The sequence below is a fragment of the Allobosea sp. RAF48 genome (genome assembly GCF_052114025.1).
Taxonomy (GTDB): domain Bacteria; phylum Pseudomonadota; class Alphaproteobacteria; order Rhizobiales; family Beijerinckiaceae; genus Allobosea.
The window spans coordinates 85,588-99,534 of record NZ_JBFRDZ010000008.1; the positions used below are offsets into that span (position 1 = coordinate 85,588).

At 66.0% G+C, this 13,947-nt stretch carries 14 protein-coding genes; 6 read left to right on the top strand and 8 right to left on the bottom strand.

From position 1 onward, the window contains the following. Nucleotides 1-52 precede the first annotated feature (52 nt). The 3 genes from AB4Z10_RS16305 to AB4Z10_RS16315 all read left to right on the top strand — a co-directional run bounded on the left by AB4Z10_RS16305 (nucleotide 53) and on the right by AB4Z10_RS16315 (nucleotide 3,642). Nucleotides 53-1,237, top strand: coding sequence for a CaiB/BaiF CoA transferase family protein (locus tag AB4Z10_RS16305; protein ID WP_441471427.1), 1,185 nt, complete (start codon nucleotides 53-55; stop codon nucleotides 1,235-1,237). A gap of 117 nt (nucleotides 1,238-1,354) precedes the next feature. After that, the gene (locus AB4Z10_RS16310; RefSeq protein ID WP_441471428.1) at nucleotides 1,355-3,031 is read left to right on the top strand and encodes a thiamine pyrophosphate-binding protein; all 1,677 of its coding nucleotides are present in this window, start codon (nucleotides 1,355-1,357) and stop codon (nucleotides 3,029-3,031) included. A 128-nt stretch (nucleotides 3,032-3,159) separates the two neighbouring features. Continuing rightward, nucleotides 3,160-3,642 (top strand): hypothetical protein, encoded by a 483-nt coding sequence (locus AB4Z10_RS16315; RefSeq protein ID WP_441471429.1) that lies wholly within the window; start codon nucleotides 3,160-3,162, stop codon nucleotides 3,640-3,642. Between the two features lie 6 nt (nucleotides 3,643-3,648). On the opposite strand, the gene AB4Z10_RS16320 is transcribed toward AB4Z10_RS16315, so the two are convergent. Beyond that, nucleotides 3,649-4,212 (bottom strand): cytochrome b, encoded by a 564-nt coding sequence (locus tag AB4Z10_RS16320; protein WP_441471430.1) that lies wholly within the window; start codon nucleotides 4,210-4,212, stop codon nucleotides 3,649-3,651. After that, nucleotides 4,209-4,772, bottom strand: a complete 564-nt coding sequence (locus tag AB4Z10_RS16325; RefSeq protein ID WP_441471431.1) for a YceI family protein — start codon at nucleotides 4,770-4,772, stop codon at nucleotides 4,209-4,211. The genes AB4Z10_RS16320 and AB4Z10_RS16325 overlap by 4 nt, the downstream gene beginning before the upstream one ends. A 229-nt stretch (nucleotides 4,773-5,001) precedes the next feature. Here AB4Z10_RS16325 and AB4Z10_RS16330 point away from each other — a divergent pair, with 229 nt between their 5' ends. Continuing rightward, nucleotides 5,002-5,535 carry a hypothetical protein gene (locus tag AB4Z10_RS16330; protein WP_441471432.1) on the top strand — a complete coding sequence of 178 codons (534 nt, stop codon included), beginning with the start codon at nucleotides 5,002-5,004 and terminating at the stop codon, nucleotides 5,533-5,535. A gap of 10 nt (nucleotides 5,536-5,545) precedes the next feature. On the opposite strand, the gene AB4Z10_RS16335 is transcribed toward AB4Z10_RS16330, so the two are convergent. From AB4Z10_RS16335 to AB4Z10_RS16360, 6 genes are all read right to left on the bottom strand, one after another. Then, entirely contained in the window at nucleotides 5,546-6,142 is a 597-nt protein-coding gene (locus AB4Z10_RS16335; protein WP_441471433.1) for an HdeD family acid-resistance protein, read from the bottom strand. A gap of 109 nt (nucleotides 6,143-6,251) precedes the next feature. Then, nucleotides 6,252-6,389 carry a hypothetical protein gene (locus AB4Z10_RS16340; RefSeq protein ID WP_441471434.1) on the bottom strand — a complete coding sequence of 46 codons (138 nt, stop codon included), beginning with the start codon at nucleotides 6,387-6,389 and terminating at the stop codon, nucleotides 6,252-6,254. Nucleotides 6,390-6,462: 73 nt separating this feature from the next. Beyond that, nucleotides 6,463-7,419, bottom strand: a complete 957-nt coding sequence (gene tal / locus AB4Z10_RS16345; RefSeq protein WP_441471435.1) for a transaldolase — start codon at nucleotides 7,417-7,419, stop codon at nucleotides 6,463-6,465. 222 nt (nucleotides 7,420-7,641) lie between these two features. Beyond that, nucleotides 7,642-8,478: a carbohydrate ABC transporter permease gene (locus tag AB4Z10_RS16350; RefSeq protein ID WP_441471436.1), complete on the bottom strand. Its 837-nt coding sequence runs from the start codon at nucleotides 8,476-8,478 to the stop codon at nucleotides 7,642-7,644. Continuing rightward, a complete protein-coding gene (locus AB4Z10_RS16355) occupies nucleotides 8,475-9,275 on the bottom strand; it encodes a carbohydrate ABC transporter permease (protein ID WP_441471585.1) in 801 nt (266 codons plus the stop codon). Before AB4Z10_RS16355 ends, AB4Z10_RS16350 begins: the two co-directional genes overlap by 4 nt. 286 nt (nucleotides 9,276-9,561) lie before the next feature. After that, a complete protein-coding gene (locus AB4Z10_RS16360; RefSeq protein WP_441471437.1) occupies nucleotides 9,562-10,944 on the bottom strand; it encodes an ABC transporter substrate-binding protein in 1,383 nt (460 codons plus the stop codon). Nucleotides 10,945-11,177: 233 nt separating this feature from the next. Between AB4Z10_RS16360 and AB4Z10_RS16365 the strand changes: the two genes are divergently transcribed. Then, nucleotides 11,178-12,158 (top strand): ABC transporter substrate-binding protein, encoded by a 981-nt coding sequence (locus AB4Z10_RS16365; protein WP_441471438.1) that lies wholly within the window; start codon nucleotides 11,178-11,180, stop codon nucleotides 12,156-12,158. Nucleotides 12,159-12,188: 30 nt separating this feature from the next. Beyond that, the gene (locus tag AB4Z10_RS16370) at nucleotides 12,189-13,940 is read left to right on the top strand and encodes an ABC transporter permease (RefSeq protein WP_441471439.1); all 1,752 of its coding nucleotides are present in this window, start codon (nucleotides 12,189-12,191) and stop codon (nucleotides 13,938-13,940) included. Nucleotides 13,941-13,947: the final 7 nt, after the last annotated feature.

The following is a 13,947-nucleotide window of genomic DNA, read 5'->3' on the forward strand; positions in this document are numbered from 1 at the left end:
CCCCGGAGATGGTCGGGCCAAGCCCGACCATGACGCCCGAGTCGAACCCGCCATGACGACCCCTCCCCTCGCCGGCCTGCGCGTCCTCGAACTGGCGCGCATCCTTGCAGGTCCCTGGATCGGCCAGCTCCTGGCCGATCTCGGCGCCGATGTCGTCAAGGTCGAGGCGCCCGAGGGCGACGACACCCGCAAATGGGGCCCGCCCTTCGTCGAGAGCACCGGCGAAGAGCACCTCTCGGCCGCCTATTTCCACGCCGCCAATCGTGGCAAGCGCTCGATCACCGCCGATTTCCGGACGGCCGAAGGCCAGGCGCTGGTCAGGCGACTGGCCGCCCATGCCGATGTCGTCATCGAGAACTTCAAGGTGGGCGGCCTCAGCAAATACGGGCTCGACTCCGCCTCGCTGCGCAAGGAATTCCCCCGCCTGATCTATTGCTCGGTCACCGGCTTCGGCCAGGACGGCCCGTATGCGCCGCGCGCCGGCTACGACTTCCTCGTCCAGGGCATGGGCGGGGCCATGTCGATCACCGGCGAGCCGGCGGGCGCGCCGATGAAGGCCGGCTATGCGGTCGCGGACATCTACACCGGGCTCTATGCCTCGGTCGGCATCCTCTCGGCGCTGCGCCACCGCGATGCGACCGGCGAAGGCGCCACGCTCGATCTCGCCCTGCTCGACTCGCAGGTCGCCGTGCTCGGCAATCAGGCGATGAACTATCTCGTCGGCGGCAACCCGCCGCCCCGGCTCGGCAACGCCCATCCGAACATCGTGCCCTATGACGTGTTCCCGGTCGCCGACGGCCATATCATCATCGCGACCGGCAATGACGGGCAGTGGCGCAAGCTCTGCGACGTGCTGGGCGAGCCGGCACTGGCCGACCATCCCGACTATCTCGACAACAAGTCGCGGGTGAAGAACCGCGTCGCGCTGACGGCGCGGCTGCACGAACTTTGCAAGCGCCAGACCAAGGCCGAGCTTCTGGCCGGGCTGGAGAAGGTCGGCGTACCCGCAGGGCCGATCAACGATATCGGCGAGGTTTTCGCCGATCCGCAGGTGGTAGCGCGCGGCGTCAAAGTCGACCTGCCGAGCGCTGCCGCGAAGGCGGGCAGCATTCCGACCGTCGCCTCGCCCATCGTCATGAACGGCGTACGGCAAGTGGCAAAGCGGCCGAGCCCCCGGCTCGGCGAACATGCAGACGACATTTTGAACGATCCGGCCTGGGGAGGGCCGGCACGATGACATCCGCCGTCATTGCGAGCGCAGCGAAGCAATCCAGGAGGGCTCGCTCGACGTCCCCCTGGATTGCTTCGTCGCTGCGCGCCTCGCAATGACGGCTAGGACAAGGGAACAAGAGCAATGGCTAATCGCACCGGCGGGCAGATCCTCGTCGACCAGCTTCTGATCCATGGCGCCACCGACGCCTTCTGCGTGCCGGGCGAGAGCTATCTCGCCGTGCTCGACGCACTGCACGATGCGTCGATGAAGGTCACCATCTGCCGGGCCGAGGGCGGCGCCTGCATGATGGCCGAGGCTGCCGGCAAGCTCACAGGCAAGCCCGGCATCTGCTTCGTGACTCGCGGCCCCGGCGCCACCAACGCCTCGCCCGGCATCCATATCGCCGACCAGGATTCGACGCCGCTCATCCTCTTCGTCGGTCAGATCGACGGCAGCATGCGCGAGCGCGAGGCCTTCCAGGAGCTCGATTACCGCGCCGTCTTCGGCACGATGACGAAATGGGCGACCGAGATCGACAATGCCGCGCGCATCCCGGAAATCATCAGCCGCGCCTTCCACGTCGCGACCTCGGGCCGGCCTGGCCCGGTCGTAATCGCGCTGCCCGAGGACGTGCTGACCGACCTCGCGGATGTCGCCGACGCCGAGCCCTATCAGGTCACCGAGCAGCATCCCTCGCCGGTGCAGATGCAGGATCTGGCCAAGCGCTTCGCTGCGGCCAAGTCGCCGATCGCAATCCTCGGCGGCTCGCGCTGGAGCCCTGAGACGATCGCGCAGTTCCAGGCCTTCGCCGAGCGTTTCGACCTGCCGGTCGCGGTCTCCTTCCGCCGGCAGATGCTGTTCCCGGCCGATCATCCGAATTTCGCCGGTGATCTCGGCATCGGCCCGAACCCGAAGCTGCTCGCCCGCATCAAGGAGAGCGATCTCGTCCTGCTCGTCGGCGGGCGGCTGTCGGAGATGCCGAGCCAGTCCTACACGCTGTTCGGCATTCCCAATCCGGGCCGGCCGCTGGTGCATGTCCATGCCGATCCGGAGGAGCTGGGTCGCGTCTACCGGCCGACGCTCGCGATCAATGCTTCGCCCGCCGGCTTCTGCGCCGCATTGGCCGCGATCGAGCCCCCCAAGGCTCCGGCCTGGAAAGGCGCCGGCGCCGCCGCGCACGAAGCCTATATCGCCTGGAGCGAGCAGCCGGCGCCCGTGCCCGGCGAGTTCCACCCCGGCGAGATGGTGCGCTGGCTGCGCAGCCAGCTGCCCGACGACGCCATCATGTGCAACGGCGCCGGCAATTACGCGACCTGGGTGCACCGCTTCCACCGCTTCAACAAGTTCGCGACGCAGCTCGCCCCGACCTGCGGCTCGATGGGCTATGGCGTGCCGGCCGCGATCGGCGCCAAGCGGCTCTTCCCGGAGCGCACCGTCATCGCCTTCGCCGGCGATGGCTGCTTCCTGATGAATGGCCAGGACTTCGCGACGGCCGTGCAGTACGACCTGCCGGTGATCGTCGTCGTCGTCGATAACGGCATGTACGGCACGATCCGCATGCATCAGGAGCGCGAATATCCCGGCCGCGTCTCGGCGACGACGCTGAAGAACCCCGATTTCGCCGCCTATGCCAAGGCGTTCGGCGGCCATGGCGAGCGTGTCGAGAAGACCGAAGAGTTCGCCCCGGCCTTCGAGCGCGCGGTGAAGAGCGGCAAGCCCGCGATCATTCACTGCCTGCTCGACCCAGAGGCGATCACCCCGGCGAAGTCGCTCTCGACGATCCGGGCCGAGGCTTTCGCGGCCAAGGGCAAGCACTGATCGCGCCGAAGCAAAAAACTCGCCGTTGCCCCTGAACCGGCGCCGCGCCTTCCGCGACCAAACGTCGTTGAGGACACGACGCTGCGGAGGGCTCGGCGATGAGGCACGGATTTGCGATCCGGTTCGGGATGGCGGCTCTGCTGTCCGCCGCGGCCGCGCCCGGTGCGGAGGCGGCCGGCTTCTTCGACAGTCTGGCGCGGGCGATCTTCGGCGCGCCCCGCCTGCGGGCCTCGCCGATCTATGAGTTCGACGATGACAGGCCCCGGGCGCGGCCACGCCCGCGGGCACCCGAAGCCTCCTCGAAGCCCAAGCTCCCGGTCGCCAAGCTGGACCCGCAGACCGACCGCCACTGGTATTTGAAGGACCCAACGCTGCGACGGGGCGATATTGTCGTCACCGCGAGCGGTGTGCTGGTCTATCAGGGGCGCGACAGCGATGCGGCGCACTCCAGCGATTTCGTCGCGCTCGGCGGCAGCGACCCCAAGGGCTGGAAGCAAAATCTGCAGACCGCAGCCGCGGGCGGCCGCACCATGTTCCAGAGCGCCCCAGGGAGGACGGACACCGCGGCGGCGGAGGCCGACCAAAGCGGCGAGGCGGCGAACGGTCGCTGAAGACGGTTACGACCAGCGCCGACCGAACCACATCCGGCCGAGCAGGCCATCGCGCCAGAGCAGCATATGGACGGCGACCGCCGCCACATGCGCGACGCCGAGCGCGATCAGGATGTTGCCGAGCTGATTGTGCAGCCACAGCATCCGCTGGTAGATGGCAGGGTTAGGACCGACCGGGTGCGGCACCGGGAACAGCCCGAAATAGAGCGTCGGGATCTGGATCGGCGCCGCCGCCGCCATCAGCAGCCCCGTGACCGGCAATGCCAGCAGGCAGAGATAGAGCCCGGCGTGAACGGTGCCGGCCGCGCCCCGCAGCCAGGGATTGCTCTCGAAAGGTCCCGGCTGCGGAATGGCAAGACGCAGCAAGAGCCGCAGCACCACGAAGAGCGCGATCGTCAACCCCACGGATTTATGGCGCTGATAGAGTTCGAAGCGGGAGATGAGGTCGCGGCTCTCGTCGCGCATCGGCCCTGCGATCCAGAACTGGAACAGCACGAGCAGCAGCGTCAGCCAGTGCAGCACGACGCTGGCCGGATGCCAGCGCGCCGGCCGCCCCGCCCCATCGCTCATCGCTTCAGGCGCCCCTTGATGACGATGTCCATCTGGTCGTCGACGATGTTCACGTCCCGGCCGATGCCATAGGCTGGCCGCAGGAAACTGCCGCTGGCCTGGAAGGGCAGCACGTCGCCGCGCCTAGCCCGCTCGATGTCTCCGTCCACGGTCGCCTTCACAGAGAAGGGCTGTGTCACGCCCTTGATCGTCAACCTGCCGCGGATGTCGAGGCTGTGCTCACCAGTGCGCGACACGTTTTCGGAAACGAAGCTCGCCACGGGATAGTGCGCTGCATCGAGCATGCTCTCACCAGCAATGAAGCCGTCGACCAGCGGTGAACCCGCTTTGATCGACGCCGTCTGCAGCGTCACACGGACACGACTTCGCTCCGGGTGGTCGAAATCGATGGCGAAGCTGCCTTCGTATCGCTCGAAGCGGCCGTTCGTGACCACGGCCCCGAAACGGTGCCCGATGAAGCTGATCTCGGTCGCACCCCGATCGAAGCTCCAGGCAGACTGGGCCTGCGCCTGCGATGCGGCCAGCAGGGCTGCGAGGCAGAAGCCAACGATCCTGATCATGATGGCACCCGGAAGCTGCCTGAGAAGCGGCAACCATCCGTCAACTTGAAGGAAATGCCATGGCCGCCAGAGCCGAAACACGAAAAGGTGATTCAAGGCCGACCTATCAAGGTTGACGGCGCCTTCCCGCGGACCCGGTCGATTGACCGGTCGTTAAGCGCGCCCGCGTCCTGTCGTTGAAACTTTGCATCGAGTCGTCAGTTGTTGTCCCGGCAGGGAGGCCGGCGAGATGGCGAGACGGTTGCGCGAGGTCGTATTTATCGCGGCGATGGCGAGCATCGCGGCAACCATGCCTGCGGGTGCCGCCGGCTTCCTCGACAATTTGGCCAATGCCCTGTTCGGACGGCCTCAACCGCGCCCGGTGATCGAGTTCGAGCCCTATGACCCGCTCAGCGTCACCGTTAAGCCTCACCGGAAACGCGCTTCGGCCGAGGCGGCCTCCAAGCCGAAGCCACCAGTGGTCAAGCTCGATCCCCAGCGGGACCCCGATTGGTATCTGAAGGATCCGACATTGCGACGCGGCGATGTGGTCGTCACAGCACGGGGCGTGCTGGTCTATCAGGGCCGCGACAGCGATCACATGATCGAGGGTGACTTTACCGCGCTAGGCGGCAAGCCCGGCGAGAAGAGCTGGAAGGGCCAACTGCAAGCAGCCGCGGCCGGCGGCCGCAGCTTCTTCCGCGATTTCCGCGACGCACCACCCAGCCCGGCCGACATCTCGCTGGCCCAGCCGGTGGCGCAACGCGAATCCGCCCAGCCCTAGCCTTCCTGCGTCAGCCCCCCGGCCGGACACCGTCAAAGGTCGAGCGGATGGCGCGCGCCAGCGCGATCGCCGCCCAGCCCTGGAAGATCAGCTCGATCGCCAGGAAAGTGCCGAGTACCCACAGGCTCGAGCCGGGCCATTGCGCCAGGATCATGCCGCCGAGCAGCAACGACAGCGCGCCGGAGAACGCGACCCAGCCCCAATAGGGCAGCTCCCGGTTCTGGAACGCCATGATGAGGCGCAGCACGCCCGTCGCGACCAGGGCCGCACCGACCAGAAGGGTCAGCGAGGCCGTGGCGACCAGCGGATTGACGAAGGTCATCACGCCGACCGCGACGTAGAGCACGCCGATCAGGATGTGCCACAGGCGGCTTTTCCAGCCCTGATGGCGGAAGGCGTCGATCAGCACGACGATGCCGCCGACGAAGATCATGGCGCCGAACCAGATCGCACTGGCGAGGCTGAGCAGCGCCACGGCGCCGAGACCCAGAACGCCGAGGATGATGAGGACGATCCCCTCCGCCATCAGCCAGCCCCAACTACGCCGGAGCGGAATGAGATGCGTACCGAGAGAGGGAGGGGTGGAGACTCCAGATGGTGTGCTCATGGCGGCAGACTCCATTCCGGGCAGCCGCGACAGCCGGGCCGCCTCGTTCGACGACTCGCATGAGAAACCCACGCAGCGGTTGCGTCAATGATCTGACGCAAGCCGGGCGTCAGTAGGTGGCGCGCCTGCCCGAAAGATCGAAGACCGCACCCGTCGAGAAGCTGCAACACTCGCTCGCGAACCAGGCGACCAGCTCGACCAGCTCCGCGACCGTGCCGAGCCGCTTCAGCGGGCTCTTGGCGACCATGGCCGCGACCGTCTCCGCTCATCTGCTGCAGCAGATCGGTCCCGATGGCGGCCGGCGCTCCGCCATGGCCGCTTTAGCCGAGCTTTTCGGCAACGAGCTTGCGCAGGCTGCGCAGGTCCTTGACGAAGCCGCGGATGCCTTCCGCCAGCTTCTCCGTCGCCATCGCGTCCTCGTTCATGGCGAAGCGGAAGGCCTTCTCGTCGAGCACGAGCTTTTCCGGGGCCTTGCCGGGCGCCTCGCGCTTGAGCTTGCGCGGCAGCTCCCCGGTCGCGCCGGCGAGCTCGTCGAGCAGGCCCGGGCCAATGGTCAGCCGGTCGCAGCCGGCCAGCGCCTCGATCTCGCCGGTGTTGCGGAAGGAGGCGCCCATCACCACCGTGTCGATGCCGTAGGTCTTGTAATAGGCATAGATCGACCGGACCGAAACGACGCCGGGATCGGTCTCGGCGGTGTAGGGGCCGCCGCCGGCCTTGACGTGCCAGTCGAGGATGCGCCCGACGAAGGGCGAGATCAGGAAGGCCCTGGCGTCGGCCGCAGCGACCGCCTGCGGCAGCGCGAAAAGCAGCGTCAGGTTGCAGTCGATCCCCTCGGCCTGCAGCACCTTGGCCGCCTGCAGCCCCTCCCAGGTCGAGGCGACCTTGATCAGGATGCGGTCCTTGCCGACGCCGCGCTCCTTGTAGGCGGCGATGATGGCGCGGGCCTTCTCGATGCTCGCCTGCGTATCGAAGGAGAGATCGGCATCGACCTCGGTCGAGACACGGCCGGGCACGATCTTGGTCAGCTCGGTGCCGAAGCTCACCGCGAGGCGGTCGCAGACGGCATGGACCGCCTTCTCGCCGCCACCCTGCTTCTTGCCCCAGCCGATCGCCTCGTCGACGAGATGGGCATAGGCCGGGGCCTCGACGGCCTTGAGGATCAGGGTCGGATTCGTGGTGCAATCGACCGGCTTCAGCCGGCGCACGGCCTCGATATCGCCGGTGTCGGCGACGACAGTGGTCATTTCGCGGAGCTGGTCGAGCTTGGAGGCGGTCATTGATCTATCCTCGACAATTCTTCTTGTCATAACGCACGCAATGTGACGCCTGTTCGCCGCCATTGCGAGAGCGATGAAGCAGTTCTGCCATGCAGTGGCCGGTCCGCAGGTCATGCCCGGGCTTGCCCCGGGCATCTCGGGAAGGAGGTGCGCTCCTTCCTGCGAGAGATTCTCGGGTCTGCGCTTCGCTGCGCCCGAGAATGACGGGGTTGGCAACCGCCCTCAGCTCTTCACCGCACCCGAGGTCAGGCCGCTGACCATGTTCTTGCGGAAGCCGTAATAGATCACGGCTGGCGGGATGGCATAGAGCAGACCCGCCGCCATCAGCAGGTTCCAGGGCGCATCGTCGGCCGAAAGGAAGAGGCCGAGGCCGACCGCCAGAGGCACCGCCTTCTCCGACGAGAGCAGCAGGAAGGCGTAGAGATACTCGTTCCAGGCGAGCAGCAGCGCGTAGATGCCGATCACCACCATCGAGGGCTTCATCAGCGGCAGATAGACCAGCCGGAAGAGCTGGAGCGAGGTGGCGCCGTCCATCACCGCCGCCTCGTCGAGCTCCTTCGGCAATTTGTCGGAAGCCTGCTTCAGCACCCAGATCGCATAGGGCGAGGCCAGCGCGACCATGGCGAGGATCAGCGAGGCCTGCGTATTGAGCAGCCCGTAGGAGCCCATCGCCTTGTACATGGGGATGGCGAGGAAGGCGGCCGGAATGAGATAGGTCGCGAGCGCGAGATTCATCATCGTGCGCCCGCCCTTCACCTTGAGCCGGGCGATGGCGAAGGCGGCGAGCGTCGCGACGAACAGCGTGATCCCCCCCGTCGCGATCGCGATGAAGAAGCTGTTGAACAGCTGCCGCCAGAAATTATGCAGGTAGTAGTGCTGCTGGTTGAAGACGATCTGGAAATTCTGCAGCGTCGGGTTGTCCGGCCAGAGCTTGCCGGCCAGCATCGACTCCTGGTTCGAGATCGACAGCACGAAGAGGTGGTAGATCGGCAGCAGCGTCCAGATCAGCACGGGAATCGCGATCAGGATCAGCTTGCCTTCGTCGAGGAACTTCCTCATGCGTCCGCTCCCTTCGACAGGCGCTTCACCATCACGAAGACCATCGGCAGGATCAGCGGCATGGCGACGATGATCGAGGCGATGCCGAGATCGAGATTGTTGTTGCGCATGTAGCGGATGCCAAGCGTCGCGAGGACGTGATTGAGGTCGCCGGGACCGCCGCTGTTGAGCAGGTAGACGCTGTTGAAGTCGCCCAGCGTCCAGATCATCGAGAGCATGGTCGAGGTGACGTAGAGCGTCGCCAGCGAGGGCCAGGTGATGAAGCGGAACTGCTGCCAGCGATTGGCACCATCGACGCTTGCCGCCTCGTAGAGGTCCTGCGCGATGGCGAGCCGGCCGGTGATCAGGATCAGCGTCCAGAACGGCAGCGACTTCCAGATGTGGACCATGATCGACATGGCGAAGGCGAGCGTCGGATCGGTCAGCCAGCCCGGCCCCTCCATGACGCCGAACCACTGGAAGAGCTGCTGGTTCACCATGCCGTTCTCCGGGTTCAACATCACGCGGAACGACAGGATGGTCGGGATCGAAGGCACCGCCCAGGGCAGGATGAACAGCACCAGCACGAAGCGGATCCAGGCCCGCTGCTGCACGAAGAAGCCGGACAACCCCAGTGCGATGAGGAACTTCAGGTTCACCGCCACGAACAGGAAGATGATCGTATTGACGACGGTGCGCAGGAAGATCGGGTCGGCGAAGAGCGCCTTGTAGGAGTTCCAGTTGAGGCCGAGCCAGAGGCCATAGCCAACCGGGTAGACCACCATCACAGCGAAGACGAGCACATAGGGCGCCAGCATGATCGCACCCCAGGTCGCGCGGTCGCGCGTGAAGCCCGATTTATCCTCACGCGGTGCCGAAATCGGCGCTGTCATGGCGGCAGTGCTCATGGACTCTCCCTGGAATTGTCACCCGGTGAAAGCTCCGCCGCGGCAGGCATTGCCGCGGCGGATCGAGGATGCGAGCGTAACGGACGCGGGGCCCTCAGACCGCCGGGGCGGATACGCCGATCCGCTCCGACGATCGATGTTCTCGTTCCTGCATCGGATTCTGCCGAAAAGCGGCTTCCGCCTTTCGGTCCGACGCTTACCCGGCGATCTGCTTGATGCGGGCGATCATCTCGTCCACGGCCTGCTCGGCCGGGATCTTGTCCTGAACCACGCGGTTCACGGCCTTGGCCCAGACGTTCTCGGCGTTCACGGTCGTGAAGTTGTAGTTGTAGACGAACTGGAACGGCACGGTGCCGTCCTTGTACTGCTTGTAGACGACCGCGCGGTGCGGGTCCTTGCCGTCAGACCAGAACGGCGCCTCGATGCCCTTCAGCGTCGTCGGGACCCAGCGGCCGGCCGAGCCTTCGACGAACGGCCGCAGGTTCTCGTCCTTCATGAAGAAGGCCATGAATTCCTTGGCGCGCTTCTTGTTCTTGGCATCGGCGAAGATCACCGCCGTCTTGACCGCGGCAAGGTTCGTCATCTTGCTGCCGTCGGCCTTGAGCGGGAACTCGGCCGTGCGAATGTTGTCCTCGTAGTTCTTCTTCGCCTGCGCCCGCTGCTCGGCCGTGAGCGAGGGGTTGTTCATGTCGTCCATATGCTTGCCGGCGATCGAGATCGTGGCGTTGTGCGTGGCGACAGTCGTGCGGTTGTGGAAGGCGACGTTGTTGTCCGGGTCTAGCCAGTTGACGGAGGACGGCGGCGTGCAGCCGCGCTGGAAGATGTTGGCGTAGGACTTCACCGCCTCGACCATCGCCTTCTTGTTCTCGGGCTGGTCGAGCACGATCTTGCCGTTCTCGTCGACGACCTTGGCGTTATAGGCGTTGGCGAAAGTCAGGAAGGAGTAGAAGGTGTCGGAGGCGGCGATGCCCATCGGATGGCCGATGCCATAGATGCGCTTGCCCTTGGCGCGCAGCGAACCCTGCACCTTGTCGCACCAGAAGTCCCAGTAGCCGTCCCAGGTCTTCGGGATGTCGGCCTCCTTGAAGCCGGCCTCCTCCAGCATGTCCTTCCAGTAGGTGATGTGCATCATCTGCTGCTCGACCGGGAAGGCATAGTAGGACTTTTTGCCGGCCTTGCCGTTCATCAGGAAGGTGGTCGAGAGCGCCATAGGCTGCAGCTCGGACTTGAGCGGCTCAAGCACGTCCGAGACGTCCTCGAGCTTGCCGTCATAGGCCCATTTTCCGGTCGTTCGGAAATCATAGGTGGTGCAGAAGCCGACATCCGGCGGCGTGCCGGCATCGACGGCGCCGACCGATTTGGTGACGCAGTCCTCGGTCGCATAGAGTGAGAGCTCGACCTTGACGCCGGTTGCCTTCTGGAACTTGTCGACGACGGCCAACAGCGCGTCGTCCTCGCCCTTATAGAAGCCCTTGGTGAACCAGGCGGTGAGGACTTCCTGCGCCGAAGCAGCGCCGGTCCAGCCCGCGAGGACCGCGGCGACGGCGGTGCCCATCGCGAAATTTCGAGCCAATTTCATCAGATAACCTCCCGTTTAAACCGTTTTAATTCGACGTTTTTGATCGCCTTGCCGCGACCCTAGTCGAAAAGCCCCGCACGAAACAAGACGGTCCGGCTCTCAACAAATAGTATTTTTAATTCCAAACTGGACCGCCCCGGGCACAGCTTCCGGCAGCGGTTTCATGGAACCGTCATCTACGCGGTCTACGCGCAGCGCCATCTCGCAATCGCGATTCAGAGACGGAGAGTTCCATGCAGCGCAAGGCCTTGAACGCCTTCATCATTGCGGCCGGCCTTGCCGCCGCGTCCGGCGCGCTCGCGGCCGAAGGCAAGCTCGTACTCTACACCAGCCAGCCGAACACCGACGCCCAGCAAACGATCGACGCCTTCAAGGCGAAATACCCAAAGGTCGACGTCTCCTTCGTCCGCGACGGAACGCCGCGCATCATGGCGAAGCTCAAGGCGGAATTCGAGGCCGGCGCCCCGCAGGCCGACGTACTCCTGATCGCCGATTCGGTGACGATGGAAGGCCTCAAGAAGGACGACAGGCTGCTCGCCCACGACAAGGCCGATGTCGCCGCCTACCCGGCCGGCGTCCATGATCCCAAGAAGATGTGGTTCGCGACCAAGCTGATCACCACCGGAATCGTCTACAACACCAAGGCGGCGATGAAGCCGGCGAGCTGGACCGATCTCACCAGACCGGAAGCCAAGAACCAGCTGGCCATGCCGAGCCCGCTGAACTCGGGCGCCGCGCTGATCCACACGATCACGCTGACCGGGAATCTGAAGGACGGCTGGGACTTCTACGAGAAGCTCAAGGAGAACGGCACGCTGGCTGCCGGCGCCAATGGCGACATCCTGCGCCAGGTCGCCACGGGCGAGAAGCTCTACGGCATGATCGTCGACTTCATGCCGATCCGCGAGAAGGCCAAGGGCGCGCCGGTCGAGTTCGTCTTCCCGAGCGAGGGCGTCTCCGCCGTCAGCGAGCCCGTGGCGATCCTGAAGAGCACGAAGAACCCGGAGGCCGCGAAGGCCTTCATCGACTTCCTGCTGTCGAAGGAGGGCCAGGAACTCGCGCTGAAGCAGGGCTATGTCGCGGCCCATCCCGATGTCGCCCTGCCCGCGGGCTACCCGGCGCGCAGCGCGATCAAGCTGATGTCGTTCGACGCCGCCAAGGCGCTCGCCGACGAGGCTGCGGCGCGCAAGCGCTTCAGCTCGATCTTCGAGTAAGGTCGCTTCCATGCTAGGGGCGCCGGCGCCATGACGCTGGCCATCRACCAGAACACGAAGCGGGAGCCCGCGCTCGCGGCCCCGCCTCTGCTGCCTCTGCGGCTGCCGGACGGCCTCGGCCTGCCGGCGCTCGTCGTCGCGGTCGCGCTGCTGCTCGGCGGGCTGCCCTTCTTCCGGCTCGTCGCCGCGGCCTTCGCTCCCGGCTGGCAGTTCGCGCCGGATGCCGCCTTCGCCGAGATGGCGAGCCGTTCCGCCGTCGCCGCGACCTGGCATACGCTGGAAACCGCCTGCATTTCCGCGCTCGGTGCTCTCATTGTCGGCGGCATCGTCGCTCTGGCTCTCGGCGTCACCGATGTGCGCGGGAAACGCCCCCTCGCCTTCTTCTTCGTCTTCTCGATGATGATCGCGCCGCAGGTCGCGGCGCTCGCCTTCCTCAGCCTGCTCGCGCCGAATTCGCAGATCCTTTCGCTCATCGGCCTGGCGCCGGCGCCGGGCACCCCCAATCCATTGCTGGGCCGCGGCGGCATCATCCTGGTGATGGCGCTGCACCACGCGCCGCTGGTCGCGATCACCCTCTGGACCGGCCTGCGCAGCATACCGCAATCGCTGGTCGAGGCGGCGCAGATGGAGGGCGCGTCGAACGCCACCATCACCGCGCGCATCATCGTCCCGGTGCTGCGACCGCAGATCGTCGCAGCCGGCCTCATCGCCTTCGTTGCGGGCGTCGGCAATTTCGGCATCCCGGCCCTGCTCGGCCTGCCGGTGAACTATCTCACGCTGCCGACGCTGATCTATCGCCGGCTGTCGAGCTTCGGCCCGTCGAGCCTTGGCGAGACGGCGGCGCTTGCCGTGCTCGTCGCCATCGTGGCGGCGCTCGGCATCGTCGCGGGCACGCTGGTCGCCCGGCGCCAACGCGGCAAGGTCGAGATCGAGCGGCCGCTCGAACCCTACTGGCTGCTGGGCTCTGCCCGCCCCTTCGTCGCGGCCGGGCTCTGGCTGCTGCTGGCACTGAAACTCGGATTGCCCTTGCTGGCGCTGCTGAGCGAGGCGCTGACGCCCGCGCTCGGCGTCGCTCTATCCTGGCAAACGCTGACCTTCGACAAGTTCACTGAAGTTCTGCTCAGGCAAGCCGTGACCATGCGCGCCTTCCGCAACTCGCTGCTCTTCGCCGGCGCCGCCGCCGTGATCCTGGCCTTCCTCGCGATCGCTTTCGCCTATGGGCTGGAGCGGCGAATGGGCAAGCTGAGGCGTCCGATCGAGCTCATGATCGAGCTGCCCTATGCCCTGCCCGGCGTGGTCCTCGCCATCGCCTGCATCCTGATCTTCCTGAAGCCGCTGCCGCTGATCGGCGTCAGCATCTACGGCACGCCCTTCATCATCCTCTTCGCCTATCTCGCCCGATTCCTGCCGCTGGCGCTGAAGGCCCCCGTCGCGGCCATGGCCCAGATCGAGGCGCATCACGAAGAGGCGGCAAAGCTCGACGGCGCCAGCCTCTGGCAGATGCTGCGCTTCATCGTCGCGCCGATCCTGGCGCCGGCTGCCGCCGTCTCGGCGCTGATGGTCTTCCTCGTCGCGTTCAACGAGCTGACAGTCTCGGCGCTGCTGTGGTCCTCCGGCACCGAAACGCTGGGCGTCGTGCTGTTCAGCCTGAAGGAAGCCGGCCTCGCCGGCGAGGCCGCGGCCGTCGCCATCAGCGCCTCGGCCATCATCCTGGTCGCGATGCTGATCCTCGACCTGCTCGGCCGGCACCTGCCGCAGAACATCCTGCCCTGGCGCATCTAGGATGCCG

Coding starts and splice junctions, on each gene's coding strand:
- AB4Z10_RS16305 (WP_441471427.1), top strand. CDS start 53: ATGACGACCCCTCCCCTCGCCGGCCTGCGCGTCCTCGAACTGGCGCGC.
- AB4Z10_RS16310 (WP_441471428.1), top strand. CDS start 1,355: ATGGCTAATCGCACCGGCGGGCAGATCCTCGTCGACCAGCTTCTGATC.
- AB4Z10_RS16315 (WP_441471429.1), top strand. CDS start 3,160: ATGGCGGCTCTGCTGTCCGCCGCGGCCGCGCCCGGTGCGGAGGCGGCC.
- AB4Z10_RS16320 (WP_441471430.1), bottom strand. CDS start 4,212: ATGAGCGATGGGGCGGGGCGGCCGGCGCGCTGGCATCCGGCCAGCGTC.
- AB4Z10_RS16325 (WP_441471431.1), bottom strand. CDS start 4,772: ATGATCAGGATCGTTGGCTTCTGCCTCGCAGCCCTGCTGGCCGCATCG.
- AB4Z10_RS16330 (WP_441471432.1), top strand. CDS start 5,002: ATGGCGAGACGGTTGCGCGAGGTCGTATTTATCGCGGCGATGGCGAGC.
- AB4Z10_RS16335 (WP_441471433.1), bottom strand. CDS start 6,142: ATGAGCACACCATCTGGAGTCTCCACCCCTCCCTCTCTCGGTACGCAT.
- AB4Z10_RS16340 (WP_441471434.1), bottom strand. CDS start 6,389: ATGGTCGCCAAGAGCCCGCTGAAGCGGCTCGGCACGGTCGCGGAGCTG.
- tal (WP_441471435.1), bottom strand. CDS start 7,419: ATGACCGCCTCCAAGCTCGACCAGCTCCGCGAAATGACCACTGTCGTC.
- AB4Z10_RS16350 (WP_441471436.1), bottom strand. CDS start 8,478: ATGAGGAAGTTCCTCGACGAAGGCAAGCTGATCCTGATCGCGATTCCC.
- AB4Z10_RS16355 (WP_441471585.1), bottom strand. CDS start 9,275: ATGCTGGCGCCCTATGTGCTCGTCTTCGCTGTGATGGTGGTCTACCCG.
- AB4Z10_RS16360 (WP_441471437.1), bottom strand. CDS start 10,944: ATGAAATTGGCTCGAAATTTCGCGATGGGCACCGCCGTCGCCGCGGTC.
- AB4Z10_RS16365 (WP_441471438.1), top strand. CDS start 11,178: ATGCAGCGCAAGGCCTTGAACGCCTTCATCATTGCGGCCGGCCTTGCC.